Source organism: Dermacoccus abyssi, from assembly GCF_003515945.1.
Lineage (GTDB): Bacteria > Actinomycetota > Actinomycetes > Actinomycetales > Dermatophilaceae > Dermacoccus > Dermacoccus abyssi.
Genome location: NZ_QWLM01000001.1, coordinates 205,155 through 230,950 on the forward strand (window position 1 = coordinate 205,155; position 25,796 = coordinate 230,950).

Here is a 25,796-nt window from a genome sequence, read left to right on the forward strand (position 1 = left end):
GGGTTCATCGGTCGAACAGTGCGTCACTCAGCGGTGACGGAACCGCCGGCGGCCTCGATCTTCTCCTTGGCCGAAGCCGAGAACTTCTGGGCCGTGACGTTCACCTTGACGGTGATGTCACCGGTGCCGAGCACCTTGACCGGCTGGCCCTTGCGGACCGCACCCTTCTCGACGAGCGCAGCGACGTCGACGTCGCCACCGTTCGGGAAGAGAGCCGAGATCTTGTCCAGGTTCACAACCTGGTACTCGACCTTGAACGGGTTCTTGAAGCCGCGGAGCTTGGGCAGACGCATGTGCAGCGGCGTCTGGCCACCCTCGAAGCGGGCGGGAACCTGGTAACGAGCCTTCGTACCCTTGGTACCACGGCCTGCGGTCTTACCCTTCGAGCCCTCACCGCGACCGACACGGGTCTTCGCGGTCTTGGCTCCCGGGGCGGGACGCAGGTTGTGGATCTTCAGGGTCGAACCGCCCGTAGCTGCCTTGGTGTCAGCCATTGTCAGTCAACCTCCTCGACGGTCACGAGGTGCGCGACCGCGCGGACCATGCCACGGAACTCGGGGCGGTCCTCCTTGACGACCGTGTGGCCGATGCGCTTGAGGCCCAGCGAACGCAGGGTCTCGCGGTGCTGCGGCTTGCCACCGATCTCGGAACGGATCTGGGTCACCTGGAGCTTAGCCATCACGCATCAGCTCCTGCCGACATCGCGTGCTGCATCGCTGCCGGGGCAACCGCGTCGAGCGGCAGACCACGGCGGGCGGCGACAGCCTCCGGACGCTCGAGACCCTTGAGGGCCGCGACCGTCGCGTGGACGATGTTGATCGAGTTCGACGAACCCAGGGACTTCGACAGGACGTCGTGGATACCTGCGCACTCGAGCACGGCGCGAACCGGACCACCGGCGATGACACCGGTACCCGGCGAAGCCGGCTTCAGCAGGACGACGCCTGCGGCGTCCTCACCCTGGACGGGGTGCGGGATGGTGCCCTGGATGCGCGGGACGCGGAAGAAGTTCTTCTTCGCCTCCTCGACACCCTTGGCGATGGCGGCCGGAACTTCCTTGGCCTTGCCGTATCCGACACCCACGGTGCCGTCACCGTCACCGACGACCACGAGGGCGGTGAAGCTGAAGCGACGACCACCCTTCACGACCTTGGCGACACGGTTGATGGTGACGACGTTCTCGACGTACTGGTTGCGCTCTTCCTCGCGACCGCGGCCACGGCCGCCGTCACGACGACCGCCGTCACGACGGTTGTCACGCTGGTTGTTGTCGCGCTCGCCGCCCGTCTGAGCGGTACCGGCGCCTCGACGCTGGGGTCCAGCCATCAGACATTCCTCTTCTCGGCGTTGTTCTTGTTGGTCATCACAGGCTCAGGCCACCCTCGCGGGCACCGTCAGCGATCGCGGCGACGCGACCGGCGTACCGGTTACCACCACGGTCGAAGACGACGGCCTCGATGCCGGCAGCCTTCGCGCGCTCGGCGACGAGCTCACCGACCTTGCGGGCCTTGGCGGACTTGTCACCGTCGAAGGTGCGCAGGTCGGCTTCCATGGTGGAAGCGGACGCAACCGTCTTACCGACGGTGTCGTCGACGACCTGGACGAAGACGTGACGGCTGGAACGCGAGACGACCAGACGGGGACGGACAGCCGTACCCGTGACCTTCTTGCGCAGACGCAGGTGGCGACGGCCACGAGCTGCGGACTTGGACGCAGAACGCTTGACGATCTTTGCCATGGCTTACTTACCAGCCTTTCCGACCTTGCGGCGGATGTGCTCGCCTTCGTAGCGGACACCCTTCGCCTTGTACGGGTCGGGCTTGCGCAGCTTGCGAATGTTGGCCGAGATCTCGCCGACGAGCTGCTTGTCGATACCGGAGACCGAGAAGCGCGTGGGGTTCTCGACGGCGAAGGTGATGCCCTCGGGCGCCTTGACGAGAATCGGGTGCGAGTAACCCAGAGCGAACTCCAGGTCGCTGCCCTTGGCCGTGACGCGGTAACCCGTGCCGTGGATCTCGAGCTTCTTGGTGTAGCCGTCGGTGACACCGACGACCATGTTGTTGATGAGGCTACGCGTGAGGCCGTGACGCGAGCGCGAGTCGCGCTCGTCGTTCGGACGCGTCACCTCGACGGAACCGTCCTCGCCCTTGGCGACGGTGATCGGCGCGGGAACCGTCAGGTCGAGGGTGCCCTTGGGGCCCTTCACCGTGACGTCCTGGCCGTCGATGGTCACCTCGACACCGGACGGGACAGGAACCGGGAGACGTCCAATACGTGACATCTGTTTCTCCTCCTAATTCCTGATTACCAGACGTAGGCGAGGACTTCCCCGCCCACACCCTTCGCGGCTGCCTGCTTGTCGGTCAGGAGGCCGGACGACGTGGAAATGATGGCAACACCCAGGCCACCGAGAACCCGCGGGAGGTTCGTGGACTTGGCGTACACGCGAAGACCGGGCTTCGACACGCGACGCACGCCGGCGATGGCGCGCTCACGGTTCGGGCCGTACTTCAGGTTGATCGTGAGTGTCTTGCCGACGCGGGCGTCCTCGACGGTCCAGCCGGCGATGTAACCCTCGCGCTCGAGAATCTCAGCGATGTGGGACTTCAGCTTCGAAAACGGCATGGACGTCGAGTCGTGGTGCGCCGAGTTGGCGTTCCGGACTCGCGTCAACATGTCCGCGATCGGGTCGGTCATGGTCATTGGGCTTCTCCGCCCTTCCTCACCGGGGTTTCAACCAGTCCTGGTCGACCTACGGTGTAGAGAGAATTGTGGGAGTTGTGAGTTCTTACCAGCTGGACTTGGTGACGCCGGGCAGCTCGCCGGCGTGCGCCATTTCCCGCAGGCAGATACGGCAGAGGCCGAACTTGCGGTAAACCGAGTGCGGACGGCCACAGCGCTGGCAGCGCGTGTAGGCACGGACGCCGAACTTCGGCTTCTTGTTCGCCTTGTTGATCAGTGCGGTCTTCGCCATCGTCACTTCTCCTTGAACGGGAATCCGAGGGCGCGCAGCAGGGCGCGGCCTTCGTCGTCGTTGGCGGCCGTGGTCACAACGGTGATGTCCATGCCGCGCACGCGGTCGATCTTGTCCTGGTCGATCTCGTGGAACATCGACTGCTCGTTCAGACCGAACGTGTAGTTGCCGTTGCCGTCGAACTGCTTCGGCGACAGGCCGCGGAAGTCACGGATACGCGGGAGCGCAACCGAGACCAGACGGTCGAGGAACTCCCACATGCGGTCGCCACGCAGCGTGACGTGCGCACCGATGGGCATACCCTCGCGCAGCTTGAACTGAGCGATGGACTTGCGCGCCTTGGTGACGGCCGGCTTCTGACCGGTGATCGCCTCGAGGTCGCGGATGGCGCCCTCGATCAGCTTGCTGTCCTTCGCGGCGTCGCCGACACCCATGTTGACGACGACCTTGACGACACCCGGAACCTGCATCGCGTTGGCGAAGTTGAACTCGCCCTGCAGCTGGCCCTTGATCTCGTCGGCGTAGCGCGTCTTGAGACGCGGGGTGGTCTTGGTGGTCTCAGACATCACAGGTCCTTACCGGAACGCACGGCCACGCGGGTACGCACGTTCTTGGTCTTGCCGTCGCGCTCGACCTGCTCGACGCGGGTGCGCACACGGGTGGGCTTGTTCGTCTCAGGGTCGACCAGGGCCACGTTCGAGACGTGGATCGGCGCCTCGACGACCGTGAGGCCGCCGGTGCCGGCACCGGGCTGACCGGCCTTGACGTGCTTCGTGACGCGGTTGATGCCCTCGACGAGGACTCGCTGCGTCTCCGGGAACACGGCAATGACCTTGCCCTGCTTGCCCTTGTCGCCACCGTTCTTCTCGGAACGGCCGCTGATGACCTGGACGAGGTCGTTCTTCTTGATCTTCATCTTGGCCGCCATGGTTCAGAGCACCTCCGGGGCAAGCGAAATGATCTTCATGAACTTCTTGTCGCGCAGCTCGCGCCCGACCGGGCCGAAGATGCGCGTACCACGCGGGTCGCCGTCGCCCTTGAGGATGACGGCCGCGTTCTCGTCGAAGCGAATGTAGGAACCGTCTGCACGACGGCGTTCCTTCTTGGTGCGAACGATGACGGCCTTGACGACGTCACCCTTCTTGACGTTGCCACCGGGGATGGCGTCCTTGACGGTGGCCACGATGGTGTCACCGATGCCGGCGTACCGACGGCCAGAGCCACCGAGCACGCGGATGCACAGGATCTCCTTGGCACCGGTGTTGTCGGCGACACGAAGTCGCGACTCCTGCTGAATCACAGTTTCTACTCCTGTCGTCTCACTGGTTCTCGCCCTACCTGAGCGAGCCTTGCGGAACGTTTAATGGTCTCATACCGGTCCGCACAGCCAAAAACCGGGGTAATCTGCGCCCTCCCACGGGGGACGAGCAGGCTCGTCCCCCGTGGTGTGCGTGGCTCAGAACTGCCCCGGCTCCGGCTGTGCCATCCGGCTTACTTGGCGCGCTCGAGGATCTCGACGATGCGCCAGCGCTTGGTTGCCGACAGCGGGCGGGTCTCCATGATGAGCACGCGGTCGCCGATACCGGCGCTGTTCTGCTCGTCGTGGGCCTTGACCTTGCTGCTACGGCGCATGACCTTGCCGTAGAGCGCGTGCTTGACGCGGTCCTCGACCTCGACGACGACCGTCTTGTCCATCTTGTCGCTGACGACGTAGCCCTGGCGCGTCTTGCGGTAGTTACGCTCGGCGCTCTCGCTCACGGCGGTCTCCTGCTTGTCGTTCATCTTCAGCCAACCTTCTCGTCACGGCCGATGTTGAGCTCGCGCTCACGCATCTCCGTGTAGATACGCGCGATGTCCGTGCGGACGGAACGCAGACGTGCCGAGCTCTCGAGCTGGCCGGTAGCCGACTGGAAGCGCAGGTTGAAGAGTTCCTTCTTCGCCTCTGCGAGCTTCGAAGCCAGCACCTCGTCCGTCATCTCGCGCAGTGCCTGCGGCTGCAGGTCCTCCGAACCCTTGGCCATCAGATGTCACCACCTTCACGCGCGACGAAGCGGCACTTCATCGGCAACTTGTGCATCGCCAGGCGCATGGCCTCACGAGCAACTTCTTCGGACACACCGTTGACCTCGAACATGACGCGGCCCGGCTTGACGTTGGCAACCCACCACTCCGGCGAACCCTTACCGGAACCCATGCGGGTTTCGGCCGGCTTCTTCGTGAGCGGACGGTCCGGGTAGATGTTGATCCACACCTTTCCGCCACGCTTCATGTAGCGCGTCATGGCGATACGAGCGGACTCGATCTGACGGTTGGTGACGTAGGCCGGCTCGAGAGCCTGGATGCCGTAGTCGCCGAACGTCACCTCGGTGCCGCCCTTGGCCATACCCGTACGCTTCGGGTGGTGCTGCTTGCGGTGCTTCACACGACGGGGAATAAGCATCAGGCTTCAGCTCCCTCGGTCTTCGGGGCGGACTCGGTGGCCTCGGTGGCCACGTCGTTCGCCTGTGCGGTCTGCTCCGAACGCTGGCCGCGACCGCGACCGCGCTCTCCACGCTCACCGCGGGGACCGTCGCCACGACGACCGCGCTGCGGACGCTGCGGGGCGGCGGCCTGCTCGCGAGCGAGCTCCTTGGCCGTCAGGTCACCCTTGTAGATCCAGACCTTGACGCCGATGCGACCGAACGTCGTCTTGGCCTCGAAGAAGCCGTAATCGATGTTCGCGCGCAGCGTGTGCAGCGGCACACGACCCTCGCGGTAGAACTCCGAACGGCTCATCTCTGCGCCGCCCAGACGGCCGGAGCACTGGACACGGATGCCCTTGGCGCCGGCGCGCTGTGCGGACTGGATGCCCTTGCGCATCGCGCGTCGGAAGGACACGCGGGCCGAGAGCTGCTCGGCGATGCCCTGGGCGACGAGCTGAGCGTCGGCCTCGGGGTTCTTGACCTCGAGGATGTTCAGCTGGACCTGCTTGCCCGTGAGCTTCTCCAGGCGACCGCGCAGGCGGTCGGCCTCGGCGCCGCGGCGACCGATGACGATGCCCGGGCGAGCGGTGTGGATGTCGACGCGAACGCGGTCACGCGTGCGCTCGATGTCGACGCGGGCGATGCCGGCGCGCTCCATGCCCTCCGAGAGGAGCTTGCGGATCGCGACGTCTTCCTTGACGTAGTCGCTGTAGCGCTGACCCGGCTTGGTCGAGTCGGCGAACCAGCGGCTCTTGTGCTCGGTGGTGATACCGAGGCGGAAACCGTTCGGGTTGATCTTCTGACCCATCAGCGGTTACCTCCCTTCGAGTCGCGCTCGCCCACAACGATCGTGATGTGGCTCGTGCGCTTGAGGATGCGGCTTGCGCGACCCTGAGCGCGCGGACGGAATCGCTTCATGGTCGGACCCTCGTCGACGAACGCGGTCTTGACGACCAGCGCGTTCTCGTCGAAGGCCACGGAGTTCTTGTCCGCCGTGAATCGTGCGTTCGCAATGGCGCTGTTGAGCGTCTTGAGAACCGGCTCGCTGGCCGCCTGCGGAGCGAACTGCAGCAGCGCGATCGCGTCAGCGGCCTGCTTGCCACGGATCATGTCCACGACGCGGCGGGCCTTCATCGGCGTTACGCGGACGTGCCGCGCCTGCGCCTTGGCTTCCATCGCTGTCCCTTTACTTTCGTCAGTCATGGTGGAGTACCCCCGCCGCGTCAGCGACGGCGACCCTTCTTGTCGTCCTTCTCGTGACCCTTGAAGGTACGAGTAGGAGCGAACTCACCCAGCTTGTGGCCGACCATGCTCTCGGTCACGAAGACCGGGACGTGCTTGCGGCCGTCGTGCACGGCCAGGGTGTGGCCGAGCATGTCCGGGGTGATCATCGAGCGGCGCGACCACGTCTTGATGACGTTCTGCGTGCCGGCGGCGTTCTGGGCTTCGACCTTCTTCGCGAGGTGATCGTCGACGAAGGGGCCCTTCTTGAGGCTACGAGGCATTTCGAAAGGCTCCTATCAGCGCTTCTTGCCAGTGCGACGGCGACGCACGATGAGCTTGTCGCTGTCCTTGTTCGGGCGGCGGGTGCGGCCTTCCTTCTGGCCCCACGGGCTGACGGGGTTACGACCACCAGAGGTCTTACCCTCACCACCACCGTGCGGGTGGTCCACCGGGTTCATGGCGACACCGCGGACGGTCGGGCGCTTGCCCTTCCAACGCATGCGGCCGGCCTTGCCCCAGTTGATGTTGCTCTGCTCGGCGTTGCCCACCTCGCCGATCGTCGCGCGGCAGCGGACGTCGACGTTGCGGATCTCACCGGAGGGCATACGCAGCTGGGCGTAGGGGCCGTCCTTGGCGACGAGCTGAACGCGAACACCCGCGGAACGGGCGATCTTCGCGCCACCGCCGGGGCGGAGCTCGACGCAGTGGATGACCGTACCGACGGGGATGTGACGCATCGGCAGGTTGTTACCCGGCTTGATGTCGGCCTCGGGGCCGTTCTCGATGCGGTCACCCTGCTTCAGGCGGTTCGGCGCAATGATGTAGCGCTTCTCGCCGTCGGCGTAGTGAAGCAGCGCGATCCGGGCGGTGCGGTTGGGGTCGTACTCGATGTGAGCGACCTTGGCCGGGATACCGTCCTTGTCCGCGCGGCGGAAATCGATCACACGGTAGGCGCGCTTGTGGCCACCACCGATGTGACGGGTCGTGATGCGACCGGAAGCGTTGCGGCCACCGGTCTTGGAAAGCGGGCGCACCAGCGACTTCTCGGGCGTGGAGCGAGTGATCTCGACGAAGTCGGCCACACTCGAGCCACGACGACCGGGGGTCGTGGGCTTGTACTTGCGAATAGCCATGGGTCTAAGTCGTCCTCAGTCTTGGATTGATTCGGCGATCGTCATCTGTTGGTCAGGAAGCCTGACCGAAGATGTCGATGTTGCCTTCCGTGAGCGAGACGATGGCGCGCTTGGTGTCCTTGCGCTTACCCATGCCGAAACGCGTACGGCGCGTCTTGCCCTTGCGGTTCAGCGTGTGCACCGAAGCGACCTTGACGTCGAAGATCTGCTCGATGGCGATCTTGATCTCCGTCTTGTTCGCACGGGGGTCAACGATGAACGTGTACTTGCCTTCGTCGAGGAGCGCGTAGGACTTCTCCGACACCACCGGCTTGATGATGACGTCGCGCGGGTCCTTGTTCAGCGAGCTCACTTGGCCTCCTCCTTCACCTGTGCAGCGCCACCGGAGACGAAGCCGTCGAAGGCGGCCTTCGTGAACACGATGTCGTCGGCGCACAGCACGTCGTACGTGTTGAGCTGGTCGGCCCACAGAACGTGAACGTTCGGCAGGTTGCGAACGCTGAGCTCGGAGACCGAGTCGAAGCGGTCGATGACGACGAGCAGGTTCTTGCGGTCGGACAGCGACGCGAGGAACTTCGCGGCGGCCTTCGTCGACGGGGTCTCGCCCGCGACGACCGACTCGAGAACCTGGATGCGCTCGAAGCGTGCACGGTCCGACAGGGCGCCACGCAGAGCGGCGGCCTTCATCTTCTTGGGCGTGCGCTGGCTGTAGTCACGCGGCTGCGGGCCGTGGACGGTGCCACCGCCGGCGAACTGCGGCGCGCGGGTCGAGCCCTGGCGGGCGCGACCGGTGCCCTTCTGGCGGTAAGGCTTGCGGCCACCGCCGCGGACCATGCCGCGGGTCTTGGTGGCGTGAGTGCCCTGACGAGCTGCTGCGAGCTGAGCCACCACGACCTGGTGGATCAGCGGCACGTTGGTGACAACGTCGAAGATGTCAGCCGGCAGTTCGACAGAACCGGACTTCTTGCCCTCAGGGCTCAGGATGTCAACGGTAGTCATGCTCAGGCTCCCTTGAGTGCCGTACGCACGAGAACGACAGCGCCCGCGGGGCCGGGAACGGCACCCTTGATGAGCAGCAGACCCTTCTCGGCGTCGACGGCGTGGATCTGGAGGTTCTGGGTGGTCTGGCGAACGCCGCCCATGCGACCGGCCATACGCATGCCCTTGAAGACACGACCCGGCGTGGCGCAGCCACCGATCGAGCCCGGCTTGCGGTGGTTACGGTGCGCACCGTGCGAGGCCGAGACACCGGCGAAGCCGTGACGCTTCATGACACCGGCGAAACCCTTGCCCTTGGTGCGGCCGACGACGTCGACCTTCTGGCCGGCCTCGAAAGCCTCGGCCGTGATCTCCTGGCCGAGCGAGTACTCGCCGGCGTCGGAGGTACGCAGTTCGGCCAGGTGACGACGCGGCGTGACGCCGGCCTTCTCGAAGTGGCCGGTCAGCGGCTTGGTGACCTTGCGCGGGTCGATCTGGCCGTAGCCGATCTGGACCGCGTTGTAGCCGTCGGCGTCAGCGTTACGGACCTGCGTGACGACGCAGGGGCCGACGGCGACGACCGTGACGGGGACGAGGCGGTTGTCGGCGTCCCAGACCTGGGTCATGCCGAGCTTCTCGCCGAGGAGCCCCTTCACGGAGCGCTCAGTGGTTGCAGTCATGAGTCAAACCCTCGCTTACAGCTTGATCTCGATGTTGACGTCAGCCGGAAGGTCGAGTCGCATGAGCGAGTCGACGGCCTTCGGCGTCGGGTCAACGATGTCGATGAGGCGCTTGTGCGTACGCATCTCGAAGTGCTCGCGGCTGTCCTTGTACTTGTGCGGCGACCGGATGACGCAGAAAACGTTCTTCTCCGTCGGCAGCGGCACCGGTCCGACGACCGTTGCGCCTGCACGGGTCACCGTGTCGACAATCTTGCGCGCCGAGCTGTCGATGACCTCGTGGTCATACGACTTCAGTCGGATGCGGATCTTCTGTCCCGCCATTCGCGTGAGTCTCTCTTCTCGCCAATCATGTTCAGTGCCGGCTCCCCACCCACGCGCTCGGGCGTGTCGCGACCCCTTCGGGCCGTCGCCTCCGTCGGGGAGGCGAGGGCTTTTCAGCCGGTGCTTGCGCTTCCCTGAAGCGCACGTCACCCGCTCGGGGTGGTCGCACCTTCAGGAGGCGCAGAACAGGTGCGTTTCAGAGGCGGCAGTGCAGGTACGGACCTTCACCACGCGTCAAGCAACTTGTCCATAGTGCCAGACGCCCCGGCGATGGCCAAATCGGGGCGGCCGTGGCGATGGCCACACCGCGCCTTGTCCTCACACACCGACCGAGCCCACCTCGGAGCGCACCGCTCGGTTCGAGCACGGTGCGCCCCGAGCGGGCCCGGCCTCTCGAACCCCGGCACGGGACCGTGGTTCGGTCGTGTGTCGTGTTCAGGCTGTGTTCTTCGCCTCGGCCGCTGCGAGCAGCACACAGAGGGCGACACCCTCCATGGCCGTGCGTACCTCGTCGAGCGGAGGGAGCGACGGTGCGAGACGGATGTTCTCGTCCTTCGGGTCCTTGCCGTAGGGGAACGACGAGCCGGCGGGTGTCAGCGCGATGCCGGCTTCCTTGGCGAGTTCCACGACGCGTGAGGCCGTGCCGGGCACGACGTCGAGGTTGACGAAGTAGCCGCCGTGCGGCGTGTTCCATCGCGCGACGTCGTAGCTTCCGAGCCGAGCCTCGAGGGCTGCGCCGACGGCGGCGAACTTCGGCGCCATGATGTCGCGGTGCTTGACCATGTGTGCGCGCACCCCGGCTGCGTCACCGAAGAACTCGGCATGGGCGAGCTGGTTGACCTTGTCCGGTCCGATGGAACCGTTGCCCAGGTTCTCGAGGTACCAGGCCACGGTGTCGCGCGAGCCCGCGAGGAAGGCGACACCGGCACCGGCGAAGGTGATCTTCGACGTCGAGGCGAACATGATCGGGCGGTTCGGGTGACCCGACGCCTGCGCGAGGCTGACGATGTCCGCCGTCTTGGCCTCCACGCCGTCGAGGTGGTGCACGGCGTAGGCGTTGTCCCAGAAGATGCGGAAGTCGGGAGCTGCGGTCGGCATCGCGGCGAGCGCGGCCGCGACCTCCTGCGAGCAGACGGCCCCCGTCGGGTTCGCGTAGGTGGGCACGACCCACATGCCCTTGATGCTCGGGTCGGTCGCCACGAGGCGGGCGCACTCTTCGGCGTCGGGGCCGTCGTCGTTCATCGGGACGGTGATCATCTCGATGCCGAACGACTCCAGGAGCGCGAAGTGGCGGTCGTAGCCGGGCACAGGGGCCAGGAAGCGAACCTTCTCCTCCAGTGCCCAGGGGCGCGGGGAGTCGAGGCCGCCACGCAGGAGGTGGTACACGAGGGTGTCGTGCATCATCGTGAGGCTCGAGTTGTTGCCCGCGACGATCTGGTCGAGCCCCACACCGAGCAGTTCGGCGAAGATGCTGCGGATCTCAGGGAGGCCCGCGAGCCCGCCGTAGTTGCGTACGTCGACGCCGTCGGCCGTCGTCTGCGAGGGGAGGGTGAGCAAGGCGTTCGCAAGGTCGAGCTGCTCGGCCGAAGGCTTGCCGCGCGTCAGATCGAGCTTCAGCCCCTTGCCCTTCAGCTGCTCGTACTCGTCACGCAGGGATGTCACCAGGCCCGCCAGGTCATCGGCGGCCATGTCGGCGAGGGTCATCGGGTTCCTTCCGGTCGCTCACAGTCGTTCTCATCCTTCCACGCACGGAGCCCCGCAGCCAGACACGTCTCACTCCCCCAACGCCGCCTCGGGTTCGAGCAGACTTCCGCCGTACACGAATTCGATGGAACCTCTCGGCGCGCAGGCCCGTCAGACGTTCATCCAGCCCGGCTCACACACGAAGGAAGACGATCATGCGTAAGACGACACGAGCTACGGTCCTTTCCCTCTCCCTCGCCTCGGCGCTGGCTCTCGGCGCCTGCGGCCCGGAGTCGGCAACCGGCGGGAGCGGTTCCTCCTCGACCACGTCGAAGTCCAGCAGCACGGACGAGGCCTCGCCGTCGACGCAGTCCGAGAAGTCGAGCGAAGACACGACGTCGTCCACGACGACGCCCTCTGACCCGACCGAGGACGCAGGCACGACGGACGAGAAGGACCAGGGGGCAGCATCACCCGAACAGGCGGCCAGCATGCCCAGCGGCCCCGTGACGAAGGCGACGCTCGTCACCGCCGGCGGTTACCAGAAGCGTCCGAACAGCAAGTACGGCGAGTTCTACGCCGTCCTCAAGGTCGACGGCACCGGCCCGGGCAAGGCCACGGTCCGCTACGACATGCTCGACGCGAGCGGCAAGGTGATCGGCACGGTCGAGGACACGATCAAGGTCGGCAAGGGCAAGGACATGATCAAGATCAGCACCAAGCTCGGCAAGGCCCCGGCGGGCATCAAGAAGGTGCGCCTCAGCCTCACCAAGAACGAGACCGACGACCGCTCGGACGACATCACGATGAGCAACGTCAAGATCAACAACGACGGCCCGAACCGCCGCCCGGTCATCACCGGCAACTACGCCGCGAACGGTGACTCGCCGGTCACCGGGATCCGGGCCATCTGCATGGACGCGAACAAGCGTGTGATCGTCGGCCACGGCCTGCCGGACGTCAAGGGCGCCAAGAGCGGCACCTTCAAGGCTGAGCTGCACGAAGCGCCGCGCGACTGGAAGGCGAGCACCTGCTACGTCGGCCAGAGCGGCACGCTCTGAGTTCGAACGAACGTGGGCCGGACCATCGCGTGCCCCCCCCCGGCCCACGTTCGTGCGTTCCCCTAGTCCAGTCGATAGACCGTGACGGTTCCGGAGTGATGTACGGCATCCGCGTAATCCGCGAGGTCGGGAGAGACGTCGCTGGCCGCGGTGTCGGCGTAGAGCCAACGGACTCCCCGCCGTTGCAGTTGCTCGACGGTGGCGCGGTCGGGATCGTGAAAGACCTTCTCGTTGAGGGCGAAGAGCTCACGGTCCTCGAACGGCTGCGAGGTGGCTCGCAGCCCGTGTCGGCCCGCCTGGCGCTGTGCCGGATCCGAGTACCCCCAGCTCTCGATGAAGGCGCGACGTTCGGTGAGCGCGCTCACCCAGAAGGCTCGCGCATCACATTCGGATGTGCGGGCCACCCTGCAGTGCACGTTGGTCGCCACGACATCCGTCTGCCCGGAGTGTTCGCGCACCCATGCAGCGGCGGCTGTCTCGTCCGCAGACACGGTCCACGGTGCGTCGTTCGAGACCGGGGTGAAGGGCGATCCACCCGCGTTCTTCACAACGGTGTAGGCGGGGAAGGTCAACGCTGCTCCGAGCAGCACGCCGATGCCGACGAGCGGGCTGCGACGGCCGATCATGAGCGCCGCGCCCACGAGGACGAGCGCTGCCACGGCCACCGTGAAGACGGCGACGGGGATGGAGTCCCGCTCCGGCTTGGCCGTGCCACTCGCCCAGCGCAGGAGAAGCAGCGCGGCCCCTCCGATGACGAAGCCCGATCCCACGAGGCGCCACCGTGCCGTGCGGCATCGTTCCCAGACAACGGACACACCCCAGCCGGCCAACACCGCGAGCAGGGGCAACGCCCCCAGCGGGAAGTAGCCCTGCGACGCACCGGTGTGATCGATGAGCAGGTAGGCGGCGAGGCTCGCCACGAAGGAGGCCGCGAGGAACGTCGGCATCGGGTCCTTCGTCCACACCCGCCCCAACGAGAGACTCGTGGCGACGTAGCCGTATTGCGCGAGCAGCGCCAGGGCCAGGCCCGTCACGAGGAGGAACCCTCCCCCGGTTGCGATGTAGGGCATGACGAACGGTCCGTGATCGAACGCCGTAGGCAGGTGCACGTAGTCCTTGTAGGCCACCTCGCGTCGGAAGCTCGAGAACAGTCGGATCTTGGAGCCCGCGGACCCGCCGGCGAACAGCGGCATGGCGAGCGCGATGCCGACGAGGCAGACACCGGCGACGACGGCCGCGCCGCGCCTGATCGCAGCACGCCGGATGAAGAGGACGCCCACGGCCAGCGCACCGCACAGGAAGGTCGGAAGAATGCTCGACTTCGACCCGGCGCACAGGAAGGCTGCCGCGACGAGGAGCGCCAGCCCCCGCTTCGTGGGCCGCGCTCCACGAAGCACGGGCACGAACAGCCACGTCGCGCCCAGCGTGAACGCCAGCCCGAAGATCTGCGAGGGGCTGGCCCACACGAAGGGGCTCGTCGGACCCGTCGCGCCCTTCCACGCGAACGGCAGGATGGCCGACGGGACGACGAGAAGGACGACGGCGACGTTGCCGGCGACCCACGTCCCGCTGAGCCGACGCCCGACCACGAGACACGACGCCAGCACGAGCGCCACGACGGGCAGGTACCACAATCTCAGGGCCACGTCGGACGTGCTCGTGAAGGAGCCCAGGCTGCCCGAGGCCATGTAGGCGTTGCTCAGCCAGTGGTAGTTCAGCTGACCCAACACCTCGGCCTGCGGCACGGTCGGCAGAACCGCCCTCTTGAGCTCGGCCACGATGCCCAGGTGCCAGTACAGATCCTGGTACATCGTGCTGGGGCCGGGCGGGCGCGTCTGATGACGGCTGAACCCGACGAGGAGCCACCCCAGCCACGAGGTCGACGCGACGAGAAGCCACAGCGAGCCCGTCGGCGCCCCTGACGCGTCCGCGACCGACTCGGGCACGGAGTTCGGCTCGTGGCCTTGCGGTGACGGGCGCGATGGGGACCCGGCGCGACAGTGAAGAAGCACGCCGACGACCAGGGCGACGACGCCACCCACCACCGTGAGCGAGGGGGCGCCGATCAGCTGCCACAGGCACCAGTTCGCCAACTGCACCGCCATGCCGACGAGGGCACCGATCGTCGCCCGTTCGAGACCACCGGCCGTGTGCTTCGCGACCACGAGGTACCCGAAAGCCCACCACAGTGCTGACCACGCGGCGTAACGCAGCGCTGCCGCCCACGTCACGTCGACGAGAACGGGAGCCGCGAACATCACGACGAGAAGGATGACGAACGCGGGGGCGTTACGGCGGTTCAGCACCGGAACATCGTACGGGCTGGCTCGGGCGAGCGACCCGAACATGACCAAAGGGCCCGAGGCGACATGCCTCGGACCCTTTGGTTGATGTTCCCCGAAGGGTTCAGATCACTTGATGATCTTCGTGACGCGACCGGCGCCGACCGTACGACCACCCTCACGGATGGCGAACTTCAGGCCCTCCTCCATGGCGATGGGCTGGATGAGCTCCACCGTCATGTCGGTGTTGTCGCCGGGCATGACCATCTCGGTGCCCTCGGGCAGGTGAACAACACCCGTGACGTCCGTCGTACGGAAGTAGAACTGCGGACGGTAGTTGTCGTAGAACGGCGTGTGACGGCCACCCTCGTCCTTCGAGAGGATGTAGACCTGACCCTCGAAGTCCGTGTGCGGGGTGATCGAACCCGGCTTGACGACAACCTGGCCACGCTCGACGTCCTCGCGCTTGACACCGCGAAGGAGCAGACCGACGTTCTCACCGGCGCGACCCTCGTCGAGCAGCTTGCGGAACATCTCGATGCCCGTGACGGTCGTCTTGGTGGCCGGGCCCTCGTGGATGCCGACGATCTCGACGTCCTCGTTGACGTTCAGGACACCGCGCTCGATGCGGCCCGTGACGACGGTTCCACGACCGGTGATCGTGAAGACGTCCTCGACCGGCATGAGGAACGGCTTGTCGATGTCGCGCTCCGGCTCCGGGATGGAGTCGTCGACAGCGTTCATGAGCTCCATGAGCTTGTCGCCCCACTCGGCGTCGCCCTCGAGCGCCTTGAGCGCCGAGACCTGAACGACCGGCAGGTCGTCGCCCGGGAAGTCGTAGGAGGACAGCAGTTCGCGGACCTCCATCTCGACGAGCTCCATGATCTCCTCGTCGTCGACCATGTCAGCCTTGTTCAGCGCGACGACGATGTAGGGAACGCCGACCTGGCGGGCCAGGAGGACGTGCTCCTTCGTCTGCGGCATCGGGCCGTCGGTGGCCGCGACCACGAGGATGGCGCCGTCCATCTGAGCAGCACCGGTGATCATGTTCTTCACGTAGTCAGCGTGACCGGGGCAGTCGACGTGAGCGTAGTGACGCTTCTCCGTCTGGTACTCGATGTGCGCGATCGAAATCGTGATACCGCGCTGCTTCTCCTCCGGCGCCTTGTCGATCTCGTCGAACGGCGTGAAGGGGTTGAGTTCCGGGTACTTGTCGTGCAGAACCTTAGAGATTGCTGCCGTCAGCGTCGTCTTGCCGTGGTCGATGTGACCGATGGTGCCGATGTTGACGTGCGGCTTGCTCCGCTCGAACTTCGCCTTCGCCACTTGGGTCCTCCTCAGGACTTGTGTTGGTCAAACGCTTTGTCGCCTTCGGGGTTGAAGGCGCCGGGACGCGTCTGTTGTTTACAGGTTGTGTTACGGGTCTCTAGACGGGACGGACCCGTTCACTCGCCCCGGATCTTCTTGATGATCTCGTCCGCGACGCTCCGGGGAACCTCGGCGTACGAGTCGAACTGCATCGTGTAGTTGGCACGACCCTGCGTCTTGGAACGAAGGTCACCAACGTACCCGAACATCTCCGACAGCGGAACGAGGCCACGAACGACCTTGGCGCCGCTGACGTCCTCCATGGCCTGGATCTGGCCACGGCGGGAGTTGATGTCGCCGATCACGTCGCCCATGTACTCCTCGGGCGTACGGACCTCGACTGCCATCATCGGCTCGAGCAGCACCGGGTCGGCCTTGCGGACGGCCTCCTTCAGTGCCATGGAGCCGGCGATCTTGAACGCCATCTCCGAGGAGTCGACGTCGTGGTAGGCGCCGTCGACCAGCGTGGCCTTGAGGCCCACCAGCGGGTAACCGGCGAGGACACCCTGCTGCATGGCGTCCTGGATGCCGTTGTCGACGCTGGGGATGTACTCACGCGGCACGCGACCACCGACGACGGCGTTGACGAACTCGTAGAGCTCGCCCTCGGACGTGTCGAGGGGCTCGAAGGTGATCTGGACCTTCGCGAACTGACCGGAACCACCGGTCTGCTTCTTGTGCGTGTAGTCGTACTTCGCGACGGCCTTGCGGATCGTCTCGCGGTACGCCACCTGCGGGGCGCCGACGTTGGCCTCGACCTTGAACTCACGCTTCATGCGGTCGACCAGGATGTCGAGGTGGAGCTCGCCCATACCACGGATGATGGTCTGGCCAGTCTCCTCGTCGAGCTCGACCTGGAAGGTCGGGTCCTCCTGAGCCAGCTTCTGGATGGCCGTGGAGAGCTTCTCCTGGTCACCCTTCGTCTTCGGCTCGATGGCGACCGAGATGACCGGCTCCGGGAACGTCATCGACTCGAGGACGATCTGGCTGCTCGGGTCGCTCAGGGTGTCACCCGTCGTCGTCTCCTTGAGACCGATGGCGGCGTAGATGTGACCAGCCTGTGCCTCGTCGACCGGGTTCTCCTTGTTGGCGTGCATCTGGAAGAGCTTTCCGATGCGCTCCTTCTTGCCCTTGGTCGTGTTGACGACCTGCGAGCCTGCGGAGATCTTGCCCGAGTAGACGCGGATGAAGGTGAGCGAACCGAAGAACGGGTGCGCAGCGACCTTGAACGCAAGGGCCGAGAAGGGCTCGTCGAGAGCCGGCTTACGCGTGATCTCCTGCTCCTCGTCACCCGGGACGTGGCCGATCATCGGCGGCACGTCGAGCGGGCTCGGGAGGTAGTCGACGACGGCGTCGAGCATCGGCTGGACGCCGCGGTTCTTGAACGCGGAGCCACACAGAACCGGGTAGAGCTCGGAGTTGACCGTGAGCTTGCGGATGCCGGCCTTGATCTCGTCCTCGGTCAGCTCCTCGCCGCTGAGGTACTTCTCCATGAGGTCGTCGTCGGACTCGGCGACACGCTCGACGAGCGCGTTGCGGTACTCCTCGGCCTTGGCCTTGAGGTCGTCCGGGATCTCCTGGATCTCGTACTTGGCACCCATGGTGACGTCACCCTTGGCGTCACCAGGCCACACGAGAGCGCGGTTGTAGATGAGGTCGACGACACCGACGAAGTCGTTCTCGGCACCGATCGGCAGCTGGAGCACGAGCGGCTCCGCACCCAGGCGGTCCTTGATCGTCTGGACGGTGAAGTAGAAGTCAGCGCCCATCTTGTCCATCTTGTTGACGAAGCAGACGCGCGGAACGTCGTACTTGTCAGCCTGGCGCCACACCGTCTCGGACTGGGGCTCGACGCCCTCCTTGCCGTCGAAGACAGCGACGGCACCGTCGAGAACGCGCAGCGAGCGCTCGACCTCGACCGTGAAGTCCACGTGACCCGGGGTGTCGATGATGTTGATCTGGGTACCTTCCCAGAACGACGTCACAGCAGCAGACGTGATCGTGATGCCACGCTCCTTCTCCTGCTCCATCCAGTCGGTCGTCGACGCACCGTCGTGCGTCTCACCGATCTTGTGGTTGACGCCGGTGTAGAAGAGGATGCGCTCGGTCGTCGTCGTCTTGCCGGCGTCGATGTGCGCCATGATGCCGATGTTGCGGACCTTCTTCAGGTCGGTCAGCACGTCCTGTGCCACGGTGTCTCTTCTCGTTCGAAGTTCAGTATCAGTACTGGGTGAGCCGGGGTGACGGCCCGATCCATTCTACGAAGAGAACGGACCGCCACCCCAACTCGATCACCAGCGGTAGTGCGCGAAGGCCTTGTTGGACTCGGCCATCTTGTGCGTGTCCTCGCGACGCTTGACAGCGGCACCCAGGCCGTTGCTGGCGTCGAGGATCTCGTTCATCAGGCGCTCCGTCATCGTCTTCTCACGACGCTGACGCGAGTAGCCGACGAGCCAACGCAGCGAGAGCGTCGTGGCGCGGGCCGGCTTGACCTCGATCGGCACCTGGTAGGTCGCACCGCCGACGCGGCGGGACTTGACCTCGAGCGACGGACGGATGTTGTCGAGCGCACGCTTCAGCGTGACGACGGGGTCGGTGCCCGTCTTCTCACGGCAGCCTTCGAGGGCGTCGTACACGATGCGCTCAGCGATGGACTTCTTGCCATCCATGAGGATCTTGTTGACGAGCTGCGTGACGAGCGGCGAACCGTAGACCGGGTCGACGACGAGGGGGCGCTTAGGAGCAGGACCCTTACGAGGCATTACTTCTTCTCCTTCTTCGCGCCGTAGCGGCTACGCGCCTGGTTACGGCCCTTGACACCCTGGGTGTCGAGCGAGCCGCGGATGATCTTGTAGCGCACACCGGGAAGGTCCTTCACACGGCCGCCACGCACGAGCACGATCGAGTGCTCCTGCAGGTTGTGGCCGACGCCCGGGATGTAGGCCGTGACCTCGATACCCGAGGTGAGCTTGACGCGGGCGACCTTGCGCAGAGCCGAGTTCGGCTTCTTCGGGGTCGTGGTGTAGACGCGGGTGCAGACACCGCGTCGCTGGGGGCTGCCCTTAAGAGCCGGAGTTGCAGCCTTGACGGCCTTGTCCTGGCGACCCTTACGGACGAGCTGGTTGATCGTAGGCAACCTGGTTCTCCGAACGTGTCGTTTCTGTTCCGCTCGTCGACCTGGGCCGACGAGCTCCTTGTCATGCCGCGCACCCACGCTCTCGGGCGTGTCCGGCGCGACCCCTCCCCTGCACTTTCGCGCAGACGATCCGCCGGTCCGGCGGACCTTGCCTGACATACGACTGCCCGGCGAGGGTGTGGCAATGGGCAGACTTCCGCCCAAGCACCCATCAAGAGTACCGAGTCGGGGTGCACGCGGCCAAATCCGGCCTGGACCGCAACCCGACACGCCGCCTGAGGTGTCGCCACCCGGATCCCTCGACTCTCCTGCGGCGTCGTCGTCGGAGCGCCCCCTCCGGAGGTGCCCGCGTCGTGCAGGTCGACGACGGGTCGCCGCCTCGACGGTGGCCCCCGGCCCGTGCTGCCGGCCTGCGTCTACGATGTCGTTGATCCAGTCTCCGACGACTCAGGGCGAGGGCACGCACTTGCACACCATCTCCATCGTGATTCCGGTCTACCAGGGTGAGACCACGTTGCCCTCGGTGATCGACGAGCTGCTCCCCTACACCGAGCCCAGCCGAACCGCGCGCGGAACCGAGTTCCAGGTGTCGGAAATCCTTCTCGTGCACGACAACGGACCCGACGCGAGCGACGACACCATGCGTGCTCTCGCCGAGGCGCACCCCGTGGTCCGTCCGGTCTGGCTGAGCCGCAACTTCGGACAGCACGCGGCGACGCTGGCGGGTATGGCGTCCACCGGCGGTGACTGGATCGTCACGATGGACGAGGACGGTCAGCACGACCCGAAGTTCATCGCCGACATGCTCGACACCGCTCTCACCCAGCAGGCGAGTCTCGTCTACAGCATGGCGCGCAACCCTCCGCCCCACGGCTTCGTCCGCAATCTCGCCTCGGTGGGCGCCAAGCGTGTGCTCAGCTCCGCGTCGGGCCTGAAGAACGCCAAGGACTTCCAGAGCTTCCGCCTCATGCTGGGCTCCATCGGTCGCAGTGTCGCCGCGTACGCGGGTCCGAACATCTACCTCGACGTGGCGCTCGGTTGGGTGACGAAGGACGTCGCCACCTGCCCGATCGATCTGCGCGAGGAGGGTGACCGCCCCTCGGGCTACAACTACAAGAGTCTCTTCGGCCACTTCTGGCGGATGTTCCTCACCAGCGGTACACGCGGCCTGCGTGCCGTCAGCCTCCTCGGCGTGGTCGCAGCGATCGCCGGTCTCGTCCTCACCGTCGTCCTCGTCGTGGCGAAACTCTTCTTCGAACCCAGCCTGCCCTCGGGGTGGCCGTCTCTCATGGTCGCGCTCCTCATCATCGGCGGCGCGATACTCATCTCGCTCGGCATGATCGCCGAGTACATCGGCGTCAACGTCAACATGGCGATGGGTAAGCCCTTGTACCTCATCGTGCCCGATCCGGCTGCCGGACCCCTCGGCCGCGCCCGCGCTCAGAGCGGGCCCCAGGCCGGCGCCGAGCAGCCCGCGCGACGTGATGGCTGATCGTCCGACGCTCGTCGTCGGATCGAGCGGCCTGCTCGGTTCGTCCGTCAGCACGCTGCTCGGTGACCGGGCGTTGCGCGCCCGCGTCCGGTGGAGCACACCGGACGCGCCGGGCGACCTGGCCGCCGCGGCGAACGCTCTTCTCGCGAGTGTCGAAGACGCGCCGTGGCGCGTCATGTGGTGCGCAGGCGCCGGCGTGGTCGGCACGTCCCAGGAGGCGCTCGATCGGGAGGTCGAGGAGTTCGCCGGATTCCTCGAGCACCTCACCGCAGCGGCCGGCGACCAGCGCGGCACCGTGTTTCTGGCCTCGTCGGCCGGCGGCCTGCTCGCCGGTGCCGACGGTCCTCGGCCTTTCACCGAGGCAACCGAACCCGCTCCTCTGGCGCCCTACGGCCACGCCAAGCTCGCCATGGAGCAGGTCGCGACGAGAATCCTCGGTGACGCACATCAGCGCCTCGCCATCGGCCGCATCGCCAACCTCTACGGCCCGGGACAGAACCTGGCCAAGATGCAGGGACTCATCTCCCACCTCGGCCGCACGCTCGTCTCCGGCAGTCCGCTCGGGGTCTACGTGCCGATCGACACGATCCGCGACTACCTCTACGCCGACGACTGCGCCGCCATGGCGCTCGCCTTCGTCGAGACGGCCGAGGAGCGCGACCTCGCGCACACGACGAAGATCCTCGCCAGCGGCAACGGTGTGACGATCGGCGAGCTGATCGGCCTGTTACGTCACCTGACGAAGCGCAAACCGCACGTCATCTACGCCGCCTCCAAGCTGGCCTCCGCGCAGTCGAGCGACCTGCGACTGCGCTCCATGGTGCTGCCGGAGCTCAACGCGTACGCCACCACTCCCCTGCCCGTCGGCGTCTCGGCGACGGTCGAGGGCATCCTGCGCCAGTTCCGCGAGGGAGAACTCGCGAGCTGACCCAGCACGCGCGAGCCCGACAGGGGTCCTCCCCATACGCACAGCTCAACTGAGACGCCGAAGGCGCCGGTCGAAACCGGGGCCGCCTTCGGCGTTGGTCCTGCGAACGATCAGCTGTCGAAGCCGAGCGAAGCGTCGTCCAGGCGGACGGCCTCACCCGAACCCGGGCCGAAGACCGGGTAGTCGTACGGCTGGTAGTCCGGCAGCGCGTACATCGCGGCCTTCGCCTCTTCCGTCGGCTCGACCTTGACGTTGCGGTAGCGCGTCAGGCCGGTACCGGCCGGGATGAGCTTACCGAGGATGACGTTCTCCTTGAGGCCCAGCAGCGGGTCGCTCTTGGCGTTCATCGCGGCCTCGGTGAGGACGCGCGTCGTCTCCTGGAAGGAAGCGGCCGACAGCCACGACTCGGTGGCCAGCGACGCCTTCGTGATACCCATGAGCTCGCTACGACCCGACGCCGGACGTCCGCCCTCGGCGAGAGCCTGACGCGAAGAGTCCTCGAAGCGCGCGCGCTCCGCCAGCTCACCCGGGAGCAGGTCGGTGTCGCCGGCCTCGATGATCGTCACGCGACGCAGCATCTGGCGCACGATGACCTCGATGTGCTTGTCGTGGATCGACACACCCTGCTGGCGGTACACGCCCTGGACCTCGTCGACGAGGTGCTTCTGCACCTCACGCGGGCCGAGGATGCGCAGCACCTGCTTGGGGTCGATCGCACCCTGCACGAGCAGCGTTCCGACCTCGACGCGCTCACCGTCCGCGACGAGCAGGCGCGCGCGCTTGCTCACCGGGTAGGCGTGCGGCTCGGAGCCGTCGTCCGGAACGAGGTGGATTCGACGGGCCTTGTCCGTCTCCTCGATCTCGATCTTTCCGGACGCCTCGGCGATCGGGGCGACACCCTTCGGCGTACGAGCTTCGAAGAGCTCGACGACTCGCGGCAGACCCTGCGTGATGTCGTCACCAGCCGCACCACCGGTGTGGAAGGTACGCATCGTCAGCTGGGTACCGGGCTCACCGATCGACTGGGCCGCGATGATACCGACGGCCTCACCGATGTCGACGAGCTTGCCGGTGGCCAGCGAACGGCCGTAGCACTTCGCACACGTACCGACGCGGGACTCACAGGTGAGGACCGAGCGGACCTTGACCTCTTCGATGCCGGCCTCGATCAGCGCGTCGAGCGCGACGTCACCGAGGTCGTCACCGGCCTGCAGGTACGTCTTGCCGTCGATCTCGATGTCGGTCGCGACGTTACGTGCGTACACGCTCGACTCGACGTCCTCGTGCTCGACGAGCGCGCCGTCGGCGTTGCGCTGCGCGATCGGCAGGACGAGACCGCGCTTCGTGCCACAGTCCTCCTCGCGGATGATGACATCCTGCGACACGTCGACGAGACGACGCGTGAGGTAACCCGAGTCAGCCGTACGCAGAGCGGTGTCGGCCAGCCCCTTACGAGCACCGTGGGTCGAGATGAAGAACTCCAGAACCGACAGGCCCTCACGGAAGTTGGCCTTGATCGGACGCGGGATGATCTCACCCTTCGGGTTGGCCATGAGGCCACGCATACCCGCGAGCTGACGCAGCTGGAACCAGTTACCTCGGGCACCCGAGTTCACCATGCGGTAAATCGGGTTGTCCTTCGGGAAGTTGTTCTCCATCTGCTTGGAGACCTCGTTGGCCGCCTGCGTCCAGATCTCGATGAGCTCCTGACGGCGCTCGTCGTCCGTGATGAGACCACGGTCGAACTGGAGCTGGACCTTCGCGGCCTTCGCGTCGTAGCCCTCGAGGATCTCGTTCTTGTTCGACGGCATGACGACGTCCGAGATGGCGACGGTCGTACCCGAGCGCGTGGCCCAGTGGAAACCGGTCTCCTTCAGAGCGTCGAGCGACGCCGCGACCTGGACCTTCGAGTAACGCTCCGCAAGGTCGTTGACGATGGCCGAGAGGACCTTCTTGTCAACGGGCTTGTTGATGTACTCGTAGTCCTCGGGCAGCGTGCCGTTGAAGATCGCGCGACCGAGCGTCGTACGGATACGCAGCTCGGAGACGAAACCGTTCTCGTCGGCCTCGACGCCCTCGGGCAGCGAGGTGCCGGCCGTCGGAACGAAGTCGCGAAGGCGAACCGAGATCGGCGTGCCGATCTTGATCTCGCCGGCGTCGAAGGCCATGCGGGCCTCGGCGACGGTCGAGAACGAACGGATGTCCTCGTCCTTGATCTCGTCGGCGTCGAGCACCTCGGAGGTGAGGTGGAACAGGCCGATGATCATGTCCTGCGTCGGCATCGTCACGGGACGACCGTCGGCGGGCTTGAGGATGTTGTTGCTCGAGAGCATGAGGATGCGGGCCTCGGCCTGCGCCTCGGAGCTCAGCGGCACGTGGACGGCCATCTGGTCACCGTCGAAGTCGGCGTTGAAGGCCGAGCAGACGAGCGGGTGGATCTGGACGGCCTTGCCCTCGACGAGCTGGGGCTCGAACGCCTGGATGCCGAGACGGTGCAGCGTCGGTGCACGGTTGAGCAGCACGGGGTGCTCACGGATGACCTCTTCGAGGACGTCCCACACGACCGGGCGAGCACGCTCGACCATGCGCTTGGCCGACTTGATGTTCTGCGCGTGCTCGAGGTCGACCAGACGCTTCATGACGAACGGCTTGAACAGCTCGAGCGCCATCTGCTTGGGCAGACCACACTGGTGCAGCTTCAGGGTCGGGCCGACGACGATGACCGAACGGCCGGAGTAGTCGACGCGCTTACCGAGCAGGTTCTGACGGAAGCGGCCCTGCTTGCCCTTGAGCATGTCGGAGAGCGACTTGAGCGGACGGTTACCCGGACCGGTGACCGGACGGCCACGGCGGCCGTTGTCGAACAGCGCGTCGACGGCCTCCTGAAGCATGCGCTTCTCGTTGTTGACGATGATCTCCGGCGCACCGAGGTCGAGCAGTCGCTTGAGTCGGTTGTTGCGGTTGATCACGCGGCGGTACAGGTCGTTGAGGTCGGACGTCGCGAAACGGCCACCGTCGAGCTGAACCATCGGGCGCAGGTCCGGCGGGATGACCGGAACGCAGTTGAGAACCATGCCGGCAGGCTTGTTCTCGGTCTGCTGGAAGGCCGTGACGACGCGCAGGCGCTTGAGCGCACGCGTCTTCTTCTGGCCCTTGCCCGTGGCGATGATCTCGCGCAGCAGTTCGGCCTCGGCGTCGAGGTCGAAGTTCTCGAGGCGCTTCTGCAGTGCAGCGGCGCCCATGCCGCCCTCGAAGTACAGACCGAAACGGTCGCGCATCTCGCGGTAGAGGACCTCGTCGCCCTCGAGGTCCTGGACCTTGAGGTTCTTGAAGCGGTCCCAGACCTGCTCCAGGCGCTCGATCTGCTGGTCCGCACGCTTGCGGATCTGCGTCATCTCGCGCTCGGCGGACTCGCGCACCTTGCGGCGGGCGTCAGCCTTGGCGCCCTCCTTCTCGAGCTCCGCGAGGTCGGCCTCGAGCTTGGACGAACGCGTGTTGATGTCGCCGTCGCGACGGTTCTCGAGTTCCTTCTTCTCGACCTCGATCTGGTTCTCGAGCGACGGCAGGTCGGCGTGACGCTGCTCCTCGTCGACCGAGGTGATCATGTAGGCCGCGAAGTAGATGACCTTCTCGAGGTCCTTCGGGGCGAGGTCGAGCAGGTAGCCGAGGCGGCTCGGGACACCCTTGAAGTACCAGATGTGCGTCACCGGAGCGGCGAGCTCGATGTGACCCATGCGCTCACGGCGAACCGCGGAACGGGTGACCTCGACGCCACAGCGCTCGCAGATGATGCCCTTGAAGCGGACACGCTTGTACTTACCGCAGTAGCACTCCCAGTCGCGAGTCGGGCCGAAGATCTTCTCGCAGAAGAGGCCGTCCTTCTCGGGCTTGAGGGTGCGGTAGTTGATGGTTTCGGGCTTCTTGACCTCGCCGTGCGACCACGTGCGGATGTCGTCCGCGGTCGCGAGGCCGATACGAAGCTCATCGAAGAAGTTGACGTCCAGCACTGTGCTGATTCCTTCTCTCGCCTAAATCTGAAAGGTCTGATCGTTGCTGTTGTGGTTGTCCGCA

Annotated in this window: 31 protein-coding genes; 3 read left to right on the top strand and 28 right to left on the bottom strand. The window is 65.9% G+C overall.

Going from position 1 to position 25,796, the window contains the following annotated elements; genetic code table 11:
- Positions 1-23: 23 nt before the first annotated feature.
- The 22 genes from rplO to D1832_RS01120 form a co-directional block, all read right to left on the bottom strand.
- Positions 24-494 (bottom strand): 50S ribosomal protein L15, encoded by a 471-nt coding sequence (gene rplO, locus D1832_RS01015; RefSeq protein ID WP_047310375.1) that lies wholly within the window; start codon positions 492-494, stop codon positions 24-26.
- Between the two features lie 2 nt (positions 495-496).
- A complete protein-coding gene (gene rpmD / locus D1832_RS01020) occupies positions 497-679 on the bottom strand; it encodes a 50S ribosomal protein L30 (RefSeq protein ID WP_047310376.1) in 183 nt (60 codons plus the stop codon).
- Complete coding sequence (gene rpsE / locus D1832_RS01025) at positions 679-1,326, bottom strand: 30S ribosomal protein S5 (RefSeq protein WP_047310377.1); 648 nt, start codon at positions 1,324-1,326, stop codon at positions 679-681. Before rpsE ends, rpmD begins: the two co-directional genes overlap by 1 nt.
- Positions 1,327-1,363: 37 nt before the next feature.
- Positions 1,364-1,738, bottom strand: a complete 375-nt coding sequence (rplR, locus tag D1832_RS01030) for a 50S ribosomal protein L18 (protein WP_047310378.1) — start codon at positions 1,736-1,738, stop codon at positions 1,364-1,366.
- 3 nt (positions 1,739-1,741) lie between these two features.
- Positions 1,742-2,281 (bottom strand): 50S ribosomal protein L6, encoded by a 540-nt coding sequence (gene rplF / locus D1832_RS01035; protein ID WP_118912233.1) that lies wholly within the window; start codon positions 2,279-2,281, stop codon positions 1,742-1,744.
- Between the two features lie 23 nt (positions 2,282-2,304).
- Positions 2,305-2,703, bottom strand: coding sequence for a 30S ribosomal protein S8 (gene rpsH / locus D1832_RS01040; RefSeq protein ID WP_047310380.1), 399 nt, complete (start codon positions 2,701-2,703; stop codon positions 2,305-2,307).
- An 85-nt stretch (positions 2,704-2,788) separates the two neighbouring features.
- The gene (locus tag D1832_RS01045) at positions 2,789-2,974 is read right to left on the bottom strand and encodes a type Z 30S ribosomal protein S14 (protein WP_047310381.1); all 186 of its coding nucleotides are present in this window, start codon (positions 2,972-2,974) and stop codon (positions 2,789-2,791) included.
- A 2-nt stretch (positions 2,975-2,976) separates the two neighbouring features.
- Positions 2,977-3,540, bottom strand: coding sequence for a 50S ribosomal protein L5 (gene rplE / locus D1832_RS01050; protein WP_047310382.1), 564 nt, complete (start codon positions 3,538-3,540; stop codon positions 2,977-2,979).
- Positions 3,540-3,902 carry a 50S ribosomal protein L24 gene (rplX, locus tag D1832_RS01055; RefSeq protein WP_047310383.1) on the bottom strand — a complete coding sequence of 121 codons (363 nt, stop codon included), beginning with the start codon at positions 3,900-3,902 and terminating at the stop codon, positions 3,540-3,542. Before rplX ends, rplE begins: the two co-directional genes overlap by 1 nt.
- A gap of 3 nt (positions 3,903-3,905) precedes the next feature.
- The gene (rplN, locus tag D1832_RS01060; protein ID WP_006946197.1) at positions 3,906-4,274 is read right to left on the bottom strand and encodes a 50S ribosomal protein L14; all 369 of its coding nucleotides are present in this window, start codon (positions 4,272-4,274) and stop codon (positions 3,906-3,908) included.
- A gap of 191 nt (positions 4,275-4,465) precedes the next feature.
- Complete coding sequence (gene rpsQ / locus D1832_RS01065) at positions 4,466-4,756, bottom strand: 30S ribosomal protein S17 (protein ID WP_047310384.1); 291 nt, start codon at positions 4,754-4,756, stop codon at positions 4,466-4,468.
- A 2-nt stretch (positions 4,757-4,758) separates the two neighbouring features.
- Positions 4,759-4,995, bottom strand: coding sequence for a 50S ribosomal protein L29 (rpmC, locus tag D1832_RS01070; protein ID WP_118912234.1), 237 nt, complete (start codon positions 4,993-4,995; stop codon positions 4,759-4,761).
- Positions 4,995-5,414, bottom strand: coding sequence for a 50S ribosomal protein L16 (gene rplP / locus D1832_RS01075; protein WP_047310386.1), 420 nt, complete (start codon positions 5,412-5,414; stop codon positions 4,995-4,997). The genes rpmC and rplP overlap by 1 nt, the downstream gene beginning before the upstream one ends.
- Positions 5,414-6,244 (bottom strand): 30S ribosomal protein S3, encoded by an 831-nt coding sequence (gene rpsC / locus D1832_RS01080; RefSeq protein ID WP_118912235.1) that lies wholly within the window; start codon positions 6,242-6,244, stop codon positions 5,414-5,416. Before rpsC ends, rplP begins: the two co-directional genes overlap by 1 nt.
- Positions 6,244-6,612: a 50S ribosomal protein L22 gene (gene rplV / locus D1832_RS01085; RefSeq protein ID WP_047310388.1), complete on the bottom strand. Its 369-nt coding sequence runs from the start codon at positions 6,610-6,612 to the stop codon at positions 6,244-6,246. Before rplV ends, rpsC begins: the two co-directional genes overlap by 1 nt.
- A 47-nt stretch (positions 6,613-6,659) precedes the next feature.
- Entirely contained in the window at positions 6,660-6,941 is a 282-nt protein-coding gene (gene rpsS / locus D1832_RS01090; protein WP_047310389.1) for a 30S ribosomal protein S19, read from the bottom strand.
- Between the two features lie 15 nt (positions 6,942-6,956).
- A complete protein-coding gene (gene rplB, locus D1832_RS01095) occupies positions 6,957-7,793 on the bottom strand; it encodes a 50S ribosomal protein L2 (protein ID WP_047310390.1) in 837 nt (278 codons plus the stop codon).
- 52 nt (positions 7,794-7,845) lie between these two features.
- The gene (rplW, locus tag D1832_RS01100) at positions 7,846-8,145 is read right to left on the bottom strand and encodes a 50S ribosomal protein L23 (protein ID WP_047310391.1); all 300 of its coding nucleotides are present in this window, start codon (positions 8,143-8,145) and stop codon (positions 7,846-7,848) included.
- On the bottom strand, positions 8,142-8,792 hold the full coding sequence (gene rplD / locus D1832_RS01105; protein ID WP_118912236.1) for a 50S ribosomal protein L4: 651 nt from the start codon (positions 8,790-8,792) through the stop codon (positions 8,142-8,144). Before rplD ends, rplW begins: the two co-directional genes overlap by 4 nt.
- A gap of 2 nt (positions 8,793-8,794) precedes the next feature.
- Positions 8,795-9,451 (bottom strand): 50S ribosomal protein L3, encoded by a 657-nt coding sequence (gene rplC / locus D1832_RS01110; protein WP_118912237.1) that lies wholly within the window; start codon positions 9,449-9,451, stop codon positions 8,795-8,797.
- Between the two features lie 15 nt (positions 9,452-9,466).
- The gene (rpsJ, locus tag D1832_RS01115) at positions 9,467-9,775 is read right to left on the bottom strand and encodes a 30S ribosomal protein S10 (RefSeq protein WP_006946210.1); all 309 of its coding nucleotides are present in this window, start codon (positions 9,773-9,775) and stop codon (positions 9,467-9,469) included.
- A gap of 435 nt (positions 9,776-10,210) precedes the next feature.
- Entirely contained in the window at positions 10,211-11,479 is a 1,269-nt protein-coding gene (locus D1832_RS01120) for an aspartate aminotransferase type Ic (protein WP_118912238.1), read from the bottom strand.
- A 194-nt stretch (positions 11,480-11,673) separates the two neighbouring features.
- Between D1832_RS01120 and D1832_RS01125 the strand changes: the two genes are divergently transcribed.
- Complete coding sequence (locus tag D1832_RS01125; RefSeq protein WP_118912239.1) at positions 11,674-12,519, top strand: hypothetical protein; 846 nt, start codon at positions 11,674-11,676, stop codon at positions 12,517-12,519.
- 62 nt (positions 12,520-12,581) lie between these two features.
- Here D1832_RS01125 and D1832_RS01130 read toward each other — a convergent pair whose 3' ends face one another.
- The 5 genes from D1832_RS01130 to rpsL form a co-directional block, all read right to left on the bottom strand.
- Positions 12,582-14,825: a hypothetical protein gene (locus D1832_RS01130; protein ID WP_147362583.1), complete on the bottom strand. Its 2,244-nt coding sequence runs from the start codon at positions 14,823-14,825 to the stop codon at positions 12,582-12,584.
- Positions 14,826-14,930: 105 nt separating this feature from the next.
- Positions 14,931-16,127, bottom strand: a complete 1,197-nt coding sequence (tuf, locus tag D1832_RS01135; RefSeq protein WP_047310397.1) for an elongation factor Tu — start codon at positions 16,125-16,127, stop codon at positions 14,931-14,933.
- A 119-nt stretch (positions 16,128-16,246) separates the two neighbouring features.
- Entirely contained in the window at positions 16,247-18,361 is a 2,115-nt protein-coding gene (gene fusA, locus D1832_RS01140) for an elongation factor G (RefSeq protein WP_047310398.1), read from the bottom strand.
- A 99-nt stretch (positions 18,362-18,460) separates the two neighbouring features.
- The gene (gene rpsG, locus D1832_RS01145; protein WP_047310399.1) at positions 18,461-18,931 is read right to left on the bottom strand and encodes a 30S ribosomal protein S7; all 471 of its coding nucleotides are present in this window, start codon (positions 18,929-18,931) and stop codon (positions 18,461-18,463) included.
- Positions 18,931-19,305, bottom strand: coding sequence for a 30S ribosomal protein S12 (gene rpsL / locus D1832_RS01150; protein ID WP_047310400.1), 375 nt, complete (start codon positions 19,303-19,305; stop codon positions 18,931-18,933). Before rpsL ends, rpsG begins: the two co-directional genes overlap by 1 nt.
- A gap of 484 nt (positions 19,306-19,789) precedes the next feature.
- On the opposite strand from rpsL, the gene D1832_RS01155 reads away from it, so the two are divergent.
- Together D1832_RS01155 and D1832_RS01160 are read left to right on the top strand one after the other, a co-directional pair.
- Complete coding sequence (locus tag D1832_RS01155; protein ID WP_241510797.1) at positions 19,790-20,797, top strand: glycosyltransferase; 1,008 nt, start codon at positions 19,790-19,792, stop codon at positions 20,795-20,797.
- Positions 20,790-21,725 (top strand): NAD-dependent epimerase/dehydratase family protein, encoded by a 936-nt coding sequence (locus D1832_RS01160; RefSeq protein ID WP_118912241.1) that lies wholly within the window; start codon positions 20,790-20,792, stop codon positions 21,723-21,725. The genes D1832_RS01155 and D1832_RS01160 overlap by 8 nt, the downstream gene beginning before the upstream one ends.
- 110 nt (positions 21,726-21,835) lie before the next feature.
- On the opposite strand, the gene D1832_RS01165 is transcribed toward D1832_RS01160, so the two are convergent.
- Complete coding sequence (locus D1832_RS01165) at positions 21,836-25,732, bottom strand: DNA-directed RNA polymerase subunit beta' (RefSeq protein WP_118912242.1); 3,897 nt, start codon at positions 25,730-25,732, stop codon at positions 21,836-21,838.
- Between the last annotated feature and the right edge of the window lie 64 nt (positions 25,733-25,796).